The organism is Thioalkalivibrio sp. AKL7 (assembly GCF_000381705.1).
GTDB classification, from domain to species: Bacteria; Pseudomonadota; Gammaproteobacteria; order Ectothiorhodospirales; family Ectothiorhodospiraceae; genus Thioalkalivibrio; species Thioalkalivibrio versutus.
Genome location: NZ_KB906951.1, coordinates 22,648 through 38,644, shown reverse-complemented (window position 1 = coordinate 38,644; position 15,997 = coordinate 22,648). Strand labels below are relative to the sequence as shown.

Below are 15,997 nucleotides of genomic sequence, written 5' to 3'. Positions count from 1 at the left end.
GAATCCGTTCTACCGGGGCCACCGCCCCGGACATTCAAACGTCCCAGGAGATTGGCATGGCTGGACACTTCCCGTTTGCTGGCAAGCGCGGCACGCGCTACGGCCTCGCCCCGCGCGGCACGATCGCCGCCTTTTTCGAGAACCACGGGTTCAACGACGAACTCCAGGAGAAGTACTACAAGTGGTGGTATGACTTCGCCAAGGACTTTGTCGAGAAGGACAGCGACCTGTCCTACACCATGATCCGCAAGTTCGACAGCTACCCGATGGGCACCCATGCCCACCATGCGTTCCACTTGAACGACAAATACTGGCCGAGCTGCCTGGACGAGCTGGGTTCGTTCATCCGTGACGTGATCTTCCCGAAGATGGACGAAAAGGCGATGCACGACATCGAAGAGAAGCACGCCAAGTTGATCAAGGACCTGGAGAAGGAAGCCGAGTCCAACCCGCGCGACGCCGCGCCGGATGTCGGCCTCTTCCGCCACGTCTGAGCAACGTCACTACGCGAGTTGCCGGCCCCGCGAAGCGGGGCCGGTTTGTTTGGAGCCCCCGCATCCATGAATGCCGCGAAGCGTGAAGCCATCTTCGAGCGCCTGAAGGCGGCGAACCCCGCGCCGACGACCGAGCTCGACTACGCCACCCCGTTTGAACTGCTGATCGCGGTCATCCTGTCCGCCCAGGCCACGGATGTCGGCGTCAACAAGGCCACGCGCCGCCTCTACCCGGTGGCGAACACCCCCGAGGCGATCCTCGAGCTGGGCCTCGACGGCCTCAAGGAACACATCAAGACCATCGGCCTGTATAACGCCAAGGCCGAGAACGTAATGAAGACCTGCCGCATGCTGGTCGAGCGCCACGGCGGCGAGGTCCCCCGTGACCGCGAATCGCTGGAGGCCCTGCCCGGCGTCGGGCGCAAGACCGCGAACGTCATCCTCAACACGGCCTTCGGCGTCCCCACCATCGCGGTGGACACCCACATCTTCCGGGTCGCCAACCGCACCGGCCTGGCCCCCGGAAAGACCGTGCTGGAGGTGGAGAAGCGCCTGATGCGCCTGACCCCGAAGGCCTACTTGCAGGACGCCCACCACTGGCTGATCCTGCACGGGCGCTACGTCTGCAAGGCGCGCAAGCCGGAGTGCTGGCACTGCCCGATCGCGGACCTGTGCGAATACAAGGCAAAGACACCGCCCCCGGTCGGCGCCTGAACGAACCTACCCCCTTCAAGGAACCTCCCATGTACGGCAACCGCGACCAGATCCGCACCCAGTTCGTCGACGCCTGGCAGAAGGCGCAGGCCGGCGAGGCCCTGACCGATCTGGAGCAGCAACTGGTGGACGTGATCTCGGAACACCCCGAGTACCACGACTACCTGAAAGACCGCGAGACCGCGCTGACCGGCGAATTCCCGCCCGAGCTCGGCACCTCCAACCCGTTCCTGCACATGGCGATGCACCTGAGCCTGCGCGACCAGGCGCGCACCGACCGCCCAGCCGGCACCCGCCAGCTGCACCAGGGGCTGTGCGCCCGCTTTGGCGTCATGGATGCCGAGCACCGGATGATGGAATGCCTGGGCCAGATCCTGTGGGAAGCCCAGCGCAGCAACGCCGCGCCGGACGAGAATGCCTACCTCGAGTGCATCAAGCGCCTGGCGAGCCGCTGACCGCGGAACCCGACCCGCCCACCGATACCGGCCGTCGGTCCAGACCCCAACGGTCCAGCAATACCAGCATGGCGGGCGTAAACAGCAGGGTCAGCGGAGTCGCAAACAACAGCCCTCCGGCGATGGCCGTCGCCAGCTGGACCCAGAACCCGGTGACCGGCGCACCCACGTAGAAGTCCCGGCCGGCAAAGTCCACCGTCCACGCCAGCACCATCGGCAACAGGCCGAGGATGGTCGTGATCGCCGTCAACAGCACCGGCCGCATCCGCTGCGCGGCCGCGCGCAGGACCGCCTCCATCGCATCCAGCCCAAGCCTGCGCTGCTCGTTGTAGGTATCGATCAGCACGATGTTGTTGTTCACCACGATCCCCGCCAACGCCAGCACGCCGATCCCGCTCATCACGATACCGAAGGGCTCCCCGCGCAAGAGCAGCGCCAGCAGCACCCCGGCGGTGGAAAACACGATGGCCGAGAGCACCAGAAAGGCCTGGGAGAAGCGATTGAACTGGGTCACCATCATCGCGAGCATCAGGAACAGCGACAGCCCGAACGCCCCCAGCAGGAAGTTCGTGGCCTCGGCCTGCTCCTCCGCCTGACCGCGAAAGCGCAGCTGCACCTCGGCGTCCAGCTCCATGTCGGCCATCCGGCCTTCGAGCGCACGCTGGCGCTCGTCTACCAGATAGCCGGGGCCCGCATCCGCCTCCAGGGTGTACGCACGCTGGCCATCGCGGCGCTTGATCAGGCCGGTCGCCGGCACCGGCACCAACTCGGCGAAATGGGCCAGCGGCACCAGCCCGGTGGCCCCCGGCAGGTTCAGGCCCGCCAGCTGCTGAAGATGGCGCTGCGCGGCCGGCAAGCGCAAGCGGATATCAACCTCCTCGTCGCTGTAGTCCGGGCGGTAGGTTCCCAGCAAGATCCCGCTGGTGACCAGTTGCACGCCCTCGCCCAGCAACGGGACATCAACCCCGAAGCGAGCCGCCTGTTCACGGTCAAAGCGCACCTCCAGCTCCACCCCGGGCAAGGGCAGGTCGTCGGTCACGTCCACGAACCCGCCGAGGGCGTCCATTTCGGCGCGCAGCTGACGGATCACGGGTGCAATCCGCTCGGGGTCGGCGCTGGCGGCCTCGAGCACGATCGGACGACCCTCGCTCGGTCCACGTTCCTGGGCGCGGAACTGCAGGCGAATCCCCGGCAGGTCCGCGGTCCGCCGGCGGAGATCTTCGATGATCGACTCCGCCGGTGGCCGCTGCCGCCAGCCAATCAGTTCCAGCTGGATCACCCCGATCACGTCCTCGGCATAGTCGCCCTGCAGACGGCCCAGCTGGGTCCCGATGGTGCGCGCGTAGACGTGGCGGATCTCGGGTACGCCGTGCAGAGTGCCCTCCACCTGGCGGACCAGGGCATCCGCCTCCCATACCGAGAGATCGCCGCGTGCCTGCACCTGGACCTGCACGAAATCGGGCTCGACCTGCGGGAAAAACTCCACACCCCGGCCCTGCGTGGCATACAGCGCGTAGGCCACCACGACCACCGCGACCGTCCCCGCCAGCGTCCAGCCGGGATGCCGCACCAGGGATTGCAGCAGGTGGATATAGGCACGCGTAATCCCCTGCAGTTCGTCGTAGCGTCCCTCCTCTGCCGCGCGCACGTAGCGCGTCTGCGCGGCGTTGATCGGCCGGCTCTGCCCGATCACGGCACCCAGTGCCGGGATAAAGACCAGTGCCATCGCCAGCGAGGCGATCAGGGTCACGATCACGGTGGCCGGCAGGTAGACGATGAACTCGCCGACCATGCCGGGCCACAGCAGCATGGGCGCGAACACCGCCAGCGTGGTCCCAATGGCCGTGGTGATGGGCCAGGCCATGCGCTGGGCAGCCGCGCGGAACGCATCCGCCCGGGCCATGCCCTCGGCCACATAGCGATCCGCCAGCTCCACGACCACCACGGCACCGTCCACCAGCATGCCCACGACCAGGATCAGGCCGAACAGCACCACCACGTTCAGTGTGAAACCCATCAGGTAGATCACCAGGATGCCGCCGAGGAAGGCCCCGGGAATCGCCATTCCCACCAGCAGCGCCGCGCGCGCCCCCATCATCGCCAGGATCACCAGCGCCACGATCAGCATCGCGGTGATCACGCTGTTCTCCAGGTCCCCCAGCAGGTCACCTACATCCCGCGCCATGTCCTGCAGATAGGTCACCTCCACGGCTTCCGGCCAGTCGGCGCGGGCAGCCTCGATGGTCGCGCGGGCGGCCGCGACCACCTCGAGGATATTGGCCTCCGACGCCTTGCGGATTTCCAGGGACACCGAAGGCTGACCATCGATGCGGGTGAAGCCCTCGGGGTCGCGGTAGGTCTGACGCACCTCCGCGACATCGCGCACCCGCACCACCGCATCGCCCTCCACACGGATCGCGGTGTCCAGCACGTCGTCGACATCATCAATGGTGCCCGGCACGCGCAGCGGAATACGTCCGGCCCCGGTGTCCAGCGCGCCGGCCGCCACCAGCCGGTTGTTGCGCTCGATCGCGCGGGTCAGTTCGCTGAAGGACAGCTCATAGGTCTCCAGCACCAGCGGATCGACCAGGACCTCCATCTGCTCCTCGCGATCCCCGCCGACATCCGCCTCCAGCACCCCGGGGATCGCCTCGACCCGGTCGCGCAGCTCGCGCGCCAGGCGCACCAGCGCCCGCTCGTCCAGCGGCCCGGAGAGATTCAGCGTCAGCACCGGAAACAGCGACAGATCGACCTCGGAGACGCTCGGCTCCTCCGCACCCGCCGGCAGTTCGGGGCGCACCTGGTCGACCTCCTCGCGCAGGTCCGACAGCGCCTGGCGGTTGTCCCAGCCCGGCTCGAAGTCCAGACGCACCAGGGCAAAGCCCTCGCCCGCCCAGGACTGCATCTCGTCCACCCCGGGCAGTGCCTGCAGCTCGCGCTCCAGCGGCCGCAGCATCAAGCGCTCGGCGTCTTCCGGACTGACCCCGGGATACGGCACCGAGACAAAGAAGATCGGCACATCGATCTCCGGTGCCGCCTCCTTGGGCACGATGTGGTAGGCGGTCGCCCCCAGCACCAGGATCAACAGAAGAAAAAGCAGTACCGTCCGGGCATGTGCCACCGCCCAGGCGATCAGGGACCTCACGGCGCCGCCCCGTCCACCGATTCCGGCACCGCCGCCCCCGGGTCCGCCTGCGCCGCTTGCGGGCGCACCCGCTCGCCATCGGTCACGAAACCGTGGCCGATGGTGATCACCCGTGCCGTTTCGGGCAGGCCGGTCACCCAGACGCCATCGGCCGCGGCCCGGATCACCTCTACGGCGTGGAACACCACTCGATCCGCCGCGTCGACCGTCTTCACCCCCACACGCCCGGCGTCATCCAGCCCCATCCAGGCCGGGGACAGCTTGTGCGCCTGCACCACGGCGGTCGGGATCTCGACGCCGGCACTGATACCCGACGGCAGGGCCTCGTCCGGGTTCGGTACCGCGATCTCGACGCGAAAGGTCTGCGTGCCCGGTTCGGCCACGCGCGAAACGAACCGTACTTCGCCCTCGGCACGCCGTCGATCAAGGAAACGGATCCGCGCCGACTGGCCCGGCTCGACCCGCCCGATCTGATGCTGGGGTACATGCACCACCGCCAGGAGCGGGTCGTTGTCGACCACCTCCGCCACCGGGTCGCCGCGACTGACGAAGTCACCACGATCCGCCAGGCGCTGATTCACGATCCCCGCGACGGGTGCAACAATCCGCGTGTTGCGGATATCCAGCTCGACTGCCTCGAGCCCGGCCCGCGCGGCCTCGCGCTCCGCCTCGCGGGCCTCCAGCTGGGTACGCGAGACATGCCCCTGGTCGTGCAGGCGCTGGGCCGCCTCGTATTCGCTCTCCGCCCCGCGCAACCGGGCGATTGCCTGGCGCCGCCGCGCCTCGCGATCATCCATGCGCAGGTTCGCGAGTTCATCCCCCACAGCCACCCGCGCGCCTCGGGCCACGGCCCATTCCGCGACTTGGCCTTCGGTCTCCGCGCGAACCATCACGCGCAGATCCGGTTCCACCCGCCCTTGCAGCACCAGCAAACGCTCTACCGGGTCGGCCGTGAGCTCCGTTACCGCCACCGCCATGGGCTGGGGATCGCTTGCCCGCGGCGCCTCCTCCGTCTCGCGCCCGAGCATCCCGGAGACAATCCAGACCACCACGAGCACCAGAATGCCCAGGGCGATGAACAACCGGGACTGGGCGCGCAGACGCTGCCAGACAGACCCGCTCACGCTACGCTTCCAGCCGCGCCCGGACGAACCGCACCAGCAACCCGGCCCCCGGTCTCACTGTGCACCACCGAACAGCCGCTGCCACCAGCGCCGGCGACTGCCGGTGGGGGGCACCGCGACCTCGAGATCCACCGGCGGCACCCGCGACACGACCCAGCCCGGCAGGACCCGGAGCCCGGAGGAGCCGCAGCTGGAGCCGAGGTTGTTGGGATCAAAGATCTTCACGAACTCCGGATGTTCGCGGTCGTCGACGTAAACGATCCCGCAGTAATCCTCGTCGTGATCACGCCGCAAGAGGGCGTCGACTTCGTCGACGAAACGCCGGAAGGTCTCCTCCGGCACCGGCTGATCCGGGACGTCGTCGCCCACCGCATAGACGTACCATCCGGCGTCCGCGCGCTCGCGCAGATGCTCCCACAGTTGATCCAGCTGTTCCCAGTACAGGATACCGGTGGAACCGGCCTCGAATCGTTGCAGGAAGTCGAGTTCGGGACATTGTTGCGCGGTGGACATCAAAGGCATCCGGGGGTCGCCAGCGTAAGCGAACATCGTAGGCCCCCACCCCGGATGCGACAAGCCGGTGGAAACCGATCCGACCCACGCTTGCGTGGAACCCCGAACCCGCGCCAGGCTCTTAGTCCAAAGAGCCGCCAGCGAAGACGAATCCGCCATGCGAACGATCAGCCACTCCACCTCCCTGCGCGCCGAGCCGGATCGGGTCTTCGAGCTCCTGAGCCACGTCCCCAATTTCGTGGACCTGTGCGACCACGTGGAACATATCGAACGGCTGGGCGATGACTGCTACCGCTGGACCATTCGCGCCGCCGGCATGCGCATGGGCTTCGACGTCGAAGTCTGCAGCGCCATCGCCCCCGAACACTTCGCCTGGCGCTCCATCCGCGGGATTCACAATCGCGGCAGTTACCGGCTGACCCCTGATGGCGAGGGCCATACGCGGGTGGACTTCGAACTGGAGTACAAGCTGAATCCGATCCTGGATGCCGCCGTGCGACGCGTGGCCCAGTCGCTGGTGGAGCGCGTATCGGGGCAGCTGATGGCCCGCGCCCAGCAGCGCCTGGATGCCGAGGCGCCACGCGCCTGACGGCCCTACAGGCGAGCCGTCAGGCGGTTTCCACCGCCCCGGAATCGCCGGCAGCCTCGTTCAATAGATCGCGCAGGGTGCGTCCATCCAGACGCTCCCGCCGCGCCACATCGACGTCCTTCAGGGTCCGCTCCACCGCCGCACTGCCACGCAAGCGGCGGATCGCGCGGTCGTCGGTGTCCGCGCGCAGGGCCTCCAGGATCTCGTCCACACGGATGGCGTCGAGATCCCGCGCCGGGACCAGCTGCTGCCCGTCCTCGCCCGCCTTCAGCAACAGCCCGGCCTCCTCCAGCCGGCGCGCGGAGCCTCCCAGGGCATTGCCCGGGACGGCCAGCGCCGCGGCGACCTCGTCCAGCGTCGGCGCCGGATGCCCGTCATGGAAGCGCTGTCCGACCTGCTGCATCAGGTGCAGGCCCATGCGCTCGCGCCCCGCGCCGGACAAGCGCAGGCGGATACCGCGCACGTTCATGTATTCCGGGTGCTGCACGAAGAAGGCGACGTTCGCCCCGATCAGCAGGATCAGCCAGGCGAGATAGAGCCAGATCAGCAGCATGATCATGATCGCGAAGCTGGAGTAGATCGCCGCATAGCGGGTCGAACCCGCCACCATATTGGCGAACACCCAGCCAACGCTCTGCCACAGCAACCCGGCCACCACGGCCCCGAGCAGCGCCGGGATCACCTTCACCCGGGTGTTCGGCACAAACACATAGATAAAGGCAAAGGCGGCGATGATCAGGAGATAGGGCACCAGCCGCGAGATCTCGGTGATCAGCATGCCGACGGGCCCGATCCCGGCGACCGTCTGCATCGCCGCCGATGACATCACGGTGGCGGTCACCCCCAGGGCGGATACCACCAGGACTGGACCGATCAGGATCACCGACAGGTAGTTGGAGAAGCGCTGGGCCAGGCTGCGGTTGTTCTCCACCCGCCAGATGGCGTTGAAGGCCAGCTCGATCTTCTGCACCAGTGCGATGACCGTGTAGACCAGGAACAGCAGACCCACGAACCCGAGCACGCCCACGCGCATATTGTCGACAAACTCGAGTACATTGTGGGCAATCTCCACCCCCTGCTCGCCCAGGGGCTCGAGCACGCCCAGCAAGAATGGCTCCACCGCGTTGTGGGCACCAAAGGCCTTGAGCACCGAGAATGACAGCGCCAGCAGCGGCACCATCGACAACAGGGTAGTGAACACCAGGCTCATCGCGCGCAGCGTCAGCTGCCCCTCGGAGACCTCGCGCACCAGCGCGAAGACACCGCGTACCATCCCGAGCGGGACGGCCTTCCAGCGCGGCAACGCCGAAAGATCCGTGTCATTGACCAGCTCGGTCAACTGGCGGCGCCGGGCATCCAGGCGCTCGGCCCAGGCTACGCCGGCCACGCATCACTCCCGTGGATGGGGGGTTCCCTCACTGGCCGTTACTTCTGCTGCCACTGGCCGCTGCCGTCCTGGTACCAGTAACCCGAGGGGGCCTCTTCCACCCAGACGCGAGCAAAGGTCTCGCGGATCTGGCGTTCCCAGTCCGGACGGTCATTGGCCCGGGCAATCTCGCGGTAGAGCGAATCGCGATCCGAGTTCTCCTCGCTAATCAGTCGCTGCACGGTGCTGCGATCGCGCAGCGGAACCTCGGAGAGATCGCGGATCACCACATCCGCATTGTTACCGAAACCGATCGCACCGCTGCGGAAATGCGGTGCCAGCTGCGGCCCCCGCTCGCGCAGCGAGGCCCGGATGCGGTTAATGGCCGGGGTCTCGATCTGCAGGTCCGGGCTCTGCGCGGCGGCCGGGCTCACCAGGCGTTCCAGCACCCACACGAGCACCGGCGCGGCGCTCGCCGTGCCCGTGTGGCGCGGCTCCGACGGCGGCAGCTGCACACCGGACTCGGACTCCGGTGCCGGCTCGGCCTCGGGCACCTGCAGCGCATCCCGCACGATGGCGCGCGCCGCCTCCTCCGCCGCTGCGGTGGGGAAGTAGATATTGATGGTCACACAGCCCGCGAGCAGCGCGAACATCAGAGCCAGTCCCGGAACACTCCACAAAGCCTTCATGCCTGTCATCCCTTGTTCGGGCGGGTAAACCCCGCATGTGCCCAATCTACACCATCATCCTGAACCGTAACCAAACACCGCGACTGACTCATTGCACGACCGGCCCCTCGCCGCCCTGAATCGTCGCCAGGCGGTCGATCAGTTCCGGCCAGTCCACCCGGCGGTTGTAGCCGATCACCTCGATCTGCGGCAGGCCACCGCCCTGTACCAGCACGAACCCGCCGTCCGGGCGGTCTGCCACCCCGGAGGCCGTGCACACGTCCCCGCGCAGTTCGCAGCGAAAGCCCAGGCGGCGATAGCTGAAGTTCTCGAAAACGCGCAGGAAGATCGACGAAGCCGCCGCCTGCAGGCCGCCACCCAGCTCGGTGATGTTCTCCACCGCCCGCTGGCTGATGCGCCGCCGTCCCGGATCGTCCATTGGCGTCATCAGCTCCAGGTCCATGTGCACCGGCGACCAGTCCACCATCACCAGGTCGTTCACGTGCCCCGACAGCCGTCCCTGGATCCGGCCGATATCGAAGGCCCGCGTGACCAGTTCCAGGTCCAGGCGCTGGATCTGCGTGGACAGCCCGAGCTCCGGTGCGTACCCGAACAGATCGTGAATATAGACATCGCGCAGCACCACCTCGCCATCGAACACCTGGACCAGCAGCCGCCCATCCACGTTCAGATCGCCGTCCTCCAGGCGCACCCGCGGGATCATCCCGGCCACCTGACCGGAGAAGCGAGGCCAGCCCAGCACGTCGGTCAGCAACTCCAGACTGATCGCCCGAATCCCCCCCTGGAACTGCACGTCCGGCCCGGTCTCGGTCTGCTGCACGCTGAAGGCCCTGACCCGCAGGCCCCCATCGAGGATCGGGATCTCGGTCGCCTCCAGCAATTCCAGCCCCTGTGGCCGCGCACGCACCCGGGCGGAAAACCCGTCGAACGGCAGGCCGTACAGATGGGCCGCATCAAAGCCGATGCGGCCGGGGCCACCCGGCACGGTGGCGGACCAGTCCAGCTCGCCCCGCGCACCGCTCACACCAAAACGCCCACGCCGGTCCTGGGCCTCGACCCCGGACCATTCGAGCCGGGCGTAGTGCGGCTCGGAGGCCTGCACCTCGACCTCGCCGCTCATACGCCCTGCGGCATCCAGTTCGCCCAGGGCTGTCCCCACCAGCCACGGCGACAGCACGGTCTCGTAGATCACGCCAAGTGCCCCGACCTCACCCCGGAACTGGCCATCCAGACCACGTTCGGGCGCGAAGGCGAGGCCCTGTCCCTGCAGCGAGGCCGCCTCGCCATAATCCAGTGACAGCGACTCCGCTCGCACCGCTCGGCTCTCGCCGTCCACCACCACCCCGCGGGCGTCCAGGGTCAGCGGACCCTCGGCATCCAGATCGACAAACCAGGGATCGACGAACACCACACCCGCTGTCAGTGCCAGATCAACATCCCAGCCGTCGGCATCACCCGCGAGGCGCAGCCGACCGTCCAGTTCTTCCCCAGCCTGCAGGCCCAGATCGTCGCTGAATGCGAGATCATGCACCGTCAGGGTGACCTCGGAACGCCTGCGTTCACGCCAGTGCAGCGCGAGATCCGCCGTGCCCTGCCCCAGATGCACGGGCAACTCCATTGGCAGGCGCGCCGAACCGGCCAGGGCCGCCAGGTTGATCCCCGCGAAATCGGCCCGCACATCCCAGCCGCGGGCGGGATCCAGCCGCACGTGGAAATCGCCCTGCGCCCCGAACCAACCGGGCCACGCACCCGCCAGCGCAAGCGCGCCCGTCTCGCGCCCCCAATACAGGCCTACCGGGGCACCCCGCAGGTGCAGATCCCCGGCATCACCCCAGAGTCGCGCCGTATCGCAGCGGACCTCGGCACGACTTACCTGCAGATCACTGCATTCCACACGCAGGTCTTGCAGGGTTCCGATGGGCTCGGGGAGTTCGACGCGATCCGCGCGGATCGCCAGGGACAGGCCTTCGCGCGTCCATTGCACACGGGTGCTCAGGCCATGCGCGTCAAGATCGTCGCGCAACAGGGATTCGATCCGCAGATCCAGCTGGATGCCGCCATCGAACTCCACCTCCGCATCCGCGGCCACGGCCACACCCGCCAGCAGAAAGAGCATCAGCCCGGCCGCCGCGCCATACAAGCCCGGTGCACGGCGCAGCGCGAGCATCAGGCCGGGTCGCCCCGGTCCGGCAGACGGTCGCGTAGCGGCCGCGCCAGGCGGGCCAGCCATTCGCGCATCGCGAAGCGCGACGTCTCCAAGGCCTCGAGGGTCGGCAGGAAGTCCTCGACCCGCCGTGGATCGCCCGTGGGGCCGCGAAAGCCGGTCGGTGCCGGGTCAGCCGCCAGGCCGGCACGTTCGAAGCAGGCCAGGGCACGCGGCATGTGCAGGGCCTGGGTTACCACCAGCACCCGTTGCACGTCGCTTTGCTGCAGGCGCTGGCGGGTGTGCGTGGCGTTCTCGCAGGTGTTGCGCGAGGTGCTTTCCAGCCAGCGCACCGGCACACCCAGATCGGTTTGCAGGGTGGCCGCCATCAGCTCGGCCTCGGAGCGCCGCCCGGGCAACGCACCCGGACGCCCGCCCGAGACCAGCAGCGGCAGCCCGGTATCGCGGTGCAGCCGGGCGGCATGGCGCAGACGCTCGTGGGTCTGGGGATTCAGGGCATCGCGGCCGCCGTCCTCGCCGCGTCCGGGCCAGCGTCCGCCGCCCAGCACCACGATGGCATCGGCTCGCCCCACCGCCACCACGGCATCGCGCAGATCGCGCTCGATGGCGTGCGCCAGCGGCTGGGCAACAACATTCAGGCTTGGCAGCACCAGCGCCAGCAGACCGATCGCCAATAACGGCCGCCCCCCGCGCCAGTCGGCGCGCCAGAAGGCGACCCCGACCAGGGTCAGCGCGATCCCAAGCCCCGGGGGCAGCAACAGGTATTCGGCAACCGTCTGCAGGGACGCGAGCACGGCGCTCTCCGCCTGCGATCCGCCCTACTTCTTGCCCGGGGAATAGAGGTAGTGGGCGTACGTCGCCACGTCCTCGGAGACCCGGCGGATCAGGTGATCCAGGCTGATGATGGCGAACTCCAGCAGGTTCACCGCAATGTACGGCTGTTCGACGCGCAGGCGGTCATACATGGACCGCGACAGACGCAGCAGACGCGTGTTGTCGCTCAGGGCGCGCATGCGTACGCCGCGCGGCACGCGGTCGAAGAACGACATGGACCCGGCGAGTTCGCCGGTCTGCATGCGCCCGACCTCGATCTCCTGGTTGCCGTCGTCATGGTAGAGCGCGGCGGTCCCGCTGACGACGAAGAACAACGACTCCCCGACCTCGCCGATATCGGCGATCACCTGCTTGTGATGGGTTTCCAGCACCTCCAGGTATTCGAGAAGGATCTCGACCTCGGCCGGCGTCAGCGACGCCGAGATCGGGTGTTTGGAGAGGAATTCGGTCAGCAGTTCCTTGGACATGGAGAGGCTTCCTTCTGACGGGTCCGCAGTAGAAGTGGGAGTACATTAGAGTATAACGAACGCGACCCCGGGACGGGGCGACCAAGACCACCGGGGAGGTACCGCTTGATCGACATCGATGCCCTGCGCCGCCACCTGCCGCAGCGCCTGCGCGACGGCCGGACCGTCCTGCTTGTGGCCGACCCGGATCGCCAGGAAAGCCCTCCGGGCGTGGAGCAGGAGAGCGTCGCGGCATTTCTCGAGCACCCGCCCGGGCCGCGCGTGCCGCTGGTCCTGCTGCCGGATACGCTGAGCGCACTGGACGTCACGACGGGCCAGCAACTCCTGGGCGGGCTGCGCGACCGCTGGGCCGACGAGGTGCTGATCCTGCACCGCCGGGACGACGAACGCTGGGGCCTGAACGATTTCCTCGCCCTCGGTTTCCGCCACGACCCGGAGGCCGAGGCGGCCGCGCCGGATCACACGGTCTATCGCACCAGCCTGTACGACTACAAGCTCACCCCCGACTGGCTGAACGCCCGTTTCTGGGCCAACCCGGAGATGTGGGACAAGCGCCGCTGGTAGCGGCGCCCGGCGGACGAGCCGCCATACGCCTAATCGTCGTCGGGGTTCAGGCGCGGATGCGTCTCCTCGCCCCACCACCAGACCACGGCGCCGGAGGCAAACATCGCGATCACCACAAACCAGAAGCCCCAGACCACCGACCCGCCAATATGGGCCACGATGCCCAACCCGAAGGCCCCCACTCCGTAGCCAAGATCCCGCCAGAAGCGGTAGGTCCCGATCGCCGAACCGCGCCAGTTCGGGTGCGCGATATCCGCCACTGCCGCGCTCAGGTTGGGATACAGCAGCGCCATGCCGAGACCGGTCACCGCCGCCGCGAACGACCACCACAGCACGCCCTCGCCCAGCAGCGTCAGGGCCACCCCGCCGCCGCAGATCCACATGCCCCAGATAATCGGCTGCCGGCGGCCAATATGGTCCGACAGGCGGCCGGTGAGGAACTGCGATCCGCCCCAGACAAACCCGTAGATCCCGACCACCCAGCCGATCGCCGCGAGACTGAGCCCCTGCTGGTAGAGGAACACCGGATAGAACACCCACACCAGCGCATCCACGAACTTCTCGACCAGCCCCGCCTGACTGAACGCGGCCATGCGCCGGTCGCGCCAGGACATCAGCGTGAACACCTCCCAGGTGCTGGGCGTATCGGAGATGTTCTTCGAATACCGCGGGATGGGCCCTGTGGACTGCCCCGCGGCATGCCGCGCACCCTCGGCCTTCGCCCAGTCAAGCGTCTCGCGCACAAACAGCGCGGTCAACACGATCGCCAGCGCGATGACCACCAGGCCAAAAATCAACAGCCCCATGCGCGGACCGAACGCTGCAGCCATGTAGCCCGTCACGATCCCCGCCACCGCGACCCCGACATAGCCGGAGAACTCGTTCATCCCCATGGTGAAACCGCGTTCATCGGCACGGGTGATGTCCATCTTGGCCGTCTGGGTCATCGACCAGGCAAGGCCCTGGTTCACGCCCAACAGCACGGTCGCGGCCACGATCCAGCTCCAGGACGGCGCGTAGAGAATCATGAACGGGATCGGGATCGCCGCCACCCAGCCCAGCATCAGGACGGTCTTGCGGCCCAGCCGTTCGGACAGGCGACCGGCAACAAAATTGAGCGCCCCCTTCACCACGCCAAAGGCGACCACAAACGCGGTCAGCAGCATGAACGAGCCCTCGGCCACCCCGAACTCGCTCTCCGCCAGGGCCGGCACGACCGTGCGCATCATCCCGATCGTCAGGCCGACGAAGAAAACCTGGATCAGCTGCTGACCGAACTGCCCGAGGTTCTCCCGGATCCCGTGCGTCAGGTGGGCATAGGCCTCCGCGGCCTTGTGATGGTCCGTCATGTGGCGTTCTCCTTGTCCTCGTTGCTCACGGTTGCCAATGGCAGACCCTGATAGCGCCATTCGGCGACGCCATCCTCGAAGCGGGTCGCCTGGAACCCGTGCGCGGCCAGGATCTCTACAGCCTCGCTGGCCATCAGGCAGTAGGGACCGCGGCAATAAGCCACCACCGGTCGGTCGCTCGGCAGCTCGCCGAGCCGATTGCGCAGCTCGCTGATCGGGATGGATCGGGCATATGGCAGATGGGCGTTCGCGTATTCCATGCCGGGACGCACATCGAGAACGATGAGATCGCCCCGACGCGCCTGTTCCAGCAGTTCGGGGCCCGCCATCGGGGCCAGCTCGCCAGGGCCCTCGGCCATCTCGCGGGTCGCGGCCTGCAATTCGAGCAGGCGCTCCTCCGCCAGGGTGCGCAGCATTACCCAGAAATCCGCGACATGCTGATCCACCAGGCGATAGAACATATGGCGCCCTTCGCGCCGGGCCGCGACCAGCCGCGCCTGGCGCAGCTCCTTCAAGTGGGCACTGGTCAGCTTCACGCTGAGCTCTGCATCCGCAGCCAGCTGCTCGACGCTCTTTTCGCCCTGCACCAGCACCTCGATCAGTTCCAGGCGTTTCGGGCTGGCCGCGGCGCGCGCGATGCGGGCCACCTGTTCGTACAGCAGATCCTTGAGTTCACGTCCGGACACAGTGTTCATTCCAATATTCATTGGAATGAACGATAGATGACCCAGGGATCGCACGCAAGTCCGGTGATGACCCGGATCTGGCCGCGGAGGAATCCTCCCACCGCCAGGGGCGCGCTGGATCGGGCCCTCCGGTTTCTGGGTGATTTTGGGGTATCGCCTATTCCTGAGTAGTTTACTCGGGAACTTCAATTAGAAGTTGCTTACTAACTTAACGAGCAACCCGTGCCTTCGGGCACACTTCCCCTGCAACAGGAGAACGTCATGAGCCAACTGATCAACAACTTCCCGGCCGACGGTGTCGTCACCATCAACCGCGTGATCCTCAAGCCGGAATACACCATCGACGATCTGCAGGAACGTGTCGCCGTCCTGTGCGAGAACGTAAAGACCTATCACTCGGATACCGGCTTCGTCGGCGGCTTTGTCGCGCTGAACTCCGGCTCCGTCTCCAATGAAGGCTCCACCATCGGCCAGGCGGTCGAGAGCCCCATGAAGGACAAGGAAGCCCTCATCATCACCTTCTGGAATAGCTTCGACGAACACGAAGCGTCGCACCAGAGCGAGACCTTCCAGCCTCTGTTCCAGCAGGTACTGGAACTGTGCGAGAACGGAAACGAGGAGATCGCCTACGAGATGCTCTGGTCCGGCGCAGCCTACGATCCGGAACAGGCGAGGGCCGCCCGCGAGGCGAAGGAAACCCACGCGGCCTGAGGGCCGCTATTCAGGCACGATCGTCTCTCCGACGACTGTACCCATGGCCGGGGCCTTGCGCCCCGGCTTTTTCGTGTCTGGCGCGCCGTCATGTCCCCTACCCGGATGATCGGCCATCCGCGCGCGAGCGCCG

The 15,997-nt window shown here is 67.2% G+C and carries 16 protein-coding genes; 6 read left to right on the top strand and 10 right to left on the bottom strand.

The features are described from left to right. Positions 1-56 precede the first annotated feature (56 nt). From G315_RS0109155 to G315_RS0109145, 3 genes are all read left to right on the top strand, one after another. Positions 57-494 (top strand): hypothetical protein, encoded by a 438-nt coding sequence (locus G315_RS0109155; protein ID WP_018146042.1) that lies wholly within the window; start codon positions 57-59, stop codon positions 492-494. A 66-nt stretch (positions 495-560) separates the two neighbouring features. Then, positions 561-1,208, top strand: a complete 648-nt coding sequence (gene nth / locus G315_RS0109150) for an endonuclease III (RefSeq protein ID WP_019612367.1) — start codon at positions 561-563, stop codon at positions 1,206-1,208. A 29-nt stretch (positions 1,209-1,237) separates the two neighbouring features. Continuing rightward, positions 1,238-1,663 carry a DUF1841 family protein gene (locus G315_RS0109145; protein ID WP_018146044.1) on the top strand — a complete coding sequence of 142 codons (426 nt, stop codon included), beginning with the start codon at positions 1,238-1,240 and terminating at the stop codon, positions 1,661-1,663. Here the strand turns inward: G315_RS0109145 and G315_RS0109140 are convergent. From G315_RS0109140 to G315_RS0109130, 3 genes are read right to left on the bottom strand one after another with little or no spacing between them, the layout of a single operon-like run. Then, complete coding sequence (locus tag G315_RS0109140; protein ID WP_019612366.1) at positions 1,641-4,808, bottom strand: efflux RND transporter permease subunit; 3,168 nt, start codon at positions 4,806-4,808, stop codon at positions 1,641-1,643. The two genes, G315_RS0109145 and G315_RS0109140, sit on opposite strands and share 23 nt — an antisense overlap. Then, on the bottom strand, positions 4,805-5,932 hold the full coding sequence (locus tag G315_RS0109135; RefSeq protein WP_018146046.1) for an efflux RND transporter periplasmic adaptor subunit: 1,128 nt from the start codon (positions 5,930-5,932) through the stop codon (positions 4,805-4,807). The genes G315_RS0109140 and G315_RS0109135 overlap by 4 nt, the downstream gene beginning before the upstream one ends. Before the next feature lie 54 nt (positions 5,933-5,986). Beyond that, the gene (locus tag G315_RS0109130; RefSeq protein ID WP_019612365.1) at positions 5,987-6,445 is read right to left on the bottom strand and encodes a hypothetical protein; all 459 of its coding nucleotides are present in this window, start codon (positions 6,443-6,445) and stop codon (positions 5,987-5,989) included. Between the two features lie 157 nt (positions 6,446-6,602). On the opposite strand from G315_RS0109130, the gene G315_RS0109125 reads away from it, so the two are divergent. Further along, entirely contained in the window at positions 6,603-7,034 is a 432-nt protein-coding gene (locus G315_RS0109125) for an SRPBCC family protein (protein ID WP_018146048.1), read from the top strand. 19 nt (positions 7,035-7,053) lie between these two features. Here G315_RS0109125 and G315_RS0109120 read toward each other — a convergent pair whose 3' ends face one another. The 5 genes from G315_RS0109120 to G315_RS0109100 form a co-directional block, all read right to left on the bottom strand. After that, complete coding sequence (locus G315_RS0109120) at positions 7,054-8,421, bottom strand: YihY/virulence factor BrkB family protein (protein WP_018650335.1); 1,368 nt, start codon at positions 8,419-8,421, stop codon at positions 7,054-7,056. A 38-nt stretch (positions 8,422-8,459) separates the two neighbouring features. Next, positions 8,460-9,089, bottom strand: a complete 630-nt coding sequence (locus tag G315_RS0109115) for a YdbL family protein (protein ID WP_038034786.1) — start codon at positions 9,087-9,089, stop codon at positions 8,460-8,462. An 88-nt stretch (positions 9,090-9,177) separates the two neighbouring features. Next, positions 9,178-11,256 carry a hypothetical protein gene (locus tag G315_RS0109110; RefSeq protein WP_019612363.1) on the bottom strand — a complete coding sequence of 693 codons (2,079 nt, stop codon included), beginning with the start codon at positions 11,254-11,256 and terminating at the stop codon, positions 9,178-9,180. Further along, entirely contained in the window at positions 11,256-12,047 is a 792-nt protein-coding gene (locus G315_RS0109105; protein WP_018146052.1) for a YdcF family protein, read from the bottom strand. Before G315_RS0109105 ends, G315_RS0109110 begins: the two co-directional genes overlap by 1 nt. Before the next feature lie 24 nt (positions 12,048-12,071). Next, positions 12,072-12,554, bottom strand: coding sequence for a Crp/Fnr family transcriptional regulator (locus G315_RS0109100; protein WP_018146053.1), 483 nt, complete (start codon positions 12,552-12,554; stop codon positions 12,072-12,074). Positions 12,555-12,659: 105 nt separating this feature from the next. Here G315_RS0109100 and G315_RS0109095 point away from each other — a divergent pair, with 105 nt between their 5' ends. Further along, a complete protein-coding gene (locus tag G315_RS0109095; RefSeq protein ID WP_019612362.1) occupies positions 12,660-13,118 on the top strand; it encodes a DUF6231 family protein in 459 nt (152 codons plus the stop codon). Positions 13,119-13,147: 29 nt separating this feature from the next. Here the strand turns inward: G315_RS0109095 and G315_RS0109090 are convergent, their stop codons facing one another. Together G315_RS0109090 and G315_RS0109085 are read right to left on the bottom strand one after the other, a co-directional pair. Continuing rightward, on the bottom strand, positions 13,148-14,467 hold the full coding sequence (locus G315_RS0109090; RefSeq protein WP_018951205.1) for an MFS transporter: 1,320 nt from the start codon (positions 14,465-14,467) through the stop codon (positions 13,148-13,150). Continuing rightward, complete coding sequence (locus G315_RS0109085) at positions 14,464-15,162, bottom strand: metalloregulator ArsR/SmtB family transcription factor (protein ID WP_019612361.1); 699 nt, start codon at positions 15,160-15,162, stop codon at positions 14,464-14,466. The genes G315_RS0109090 and G315_RS0109085 overlap by 4 nt, the downstream gene beginning before the upstream one ends. A 252-nt stretch (positions 15,163-15,414) precedes the next feature. On the opposite strand from G315_RS0109085, the gene G315_RS0109080 reads away from it, so the two are divergent. Then, positions 15,415-15,864: a hypothetical protein gene (locus tag G315_RS0109080; RefSeq protein ID WP_018146058.1), complete on the top strand. Its 450-nt coding sequence runs from the start codon at positions 15,415-15,417 to the stop codon at positions 15,862-15,864. Positions 15,865-15,997: the final 133 nt, after the last annotated feature.

What these genes read in the sequence shown, in the direction of transcription:
- G315_RS0109155 (WP_018146042.1), top strand. Translation starts at nt 57, where the DNA reads ATGGCTGGACACTTCCCGTTTGCTGGCAAGCGCGGCACGCGCTACGGC.
- nth (WP_019612367.1), top strand. Translation starts at nt 561, where the DNA reads ATGAATGCCGCGAAGCGTGAAGCCATCTTCGAGCGCCTGAAGGCGGCG.
- G315_RS0109145 (WP_018146044.1), top strand. Translation starts at nt 1,238, where the DNA reads ATGTACGGCAACCGCGACCAGATCCGCACCCAGTTCGTCGACGCCTGG.
- G315_RS0109130 (WP_019612365.1), bottom strand. Translation starts at nt 6,445, where the DNA reads ATGTCCACCGCGCAACAATGTCCCGAACTCGACTTCCTGCAACGATTC.
- G315_RS0109125 (WP_018146048.1), top strand. Translation starts at nt 6,603, where the DNA reads ATGCGAACGATCAGCCACTCCACCTCCCTGCGCGCCGAGCCGGATCGG.
- G315_RS0109115 (WP_038034786.1), bottom strand. Translation starts at nt 9,089, where the DNA reads ATGAAGGCTTTGTGGAGTGTTCCGGGACTGGCTCTGATGTTCGCGCTG.
- G315_RS0109110 (WP_019612363.1), bottom strand. Translation starts at nt 11,256, where the DNA reads ATGCTCGCGCTGCGCCGTGCACCGGGCTTGTATGGCGCGGCGGCCGGG.
- G315_RS0109100 (WP_018146053.1), bottom strand. Translation starts at nt 12,554, where the DNA reads ATGTCCAAGGAACTGCTGACCGAATTCCTCTCCAAACACCCGATCTCG.
- G315_RS0109090 (WP_018951205.1), bottom strand. Translation starts at nt 14,467, where the DNA reads ATGACGGACCATCACAAGGCCGCGGAGGCCTATGCCCACCTGACGCAC.
- G315_RS0109085 (WP_019612361.1), bottom strand. Translation starts at nt 15,162, where the DNA reads ATGAACACTGTGTCCGGACGTGAACTCAAGGATCTGCTGTACGAACAG.
- G315_RS0109080 (WP_018146058.1), top strand. Translation starts at nt 15,415, where the DNA reads ATGAGCCAACTGATCAACAACTTCCCGGCCGACGGTGTCGTCACCATC.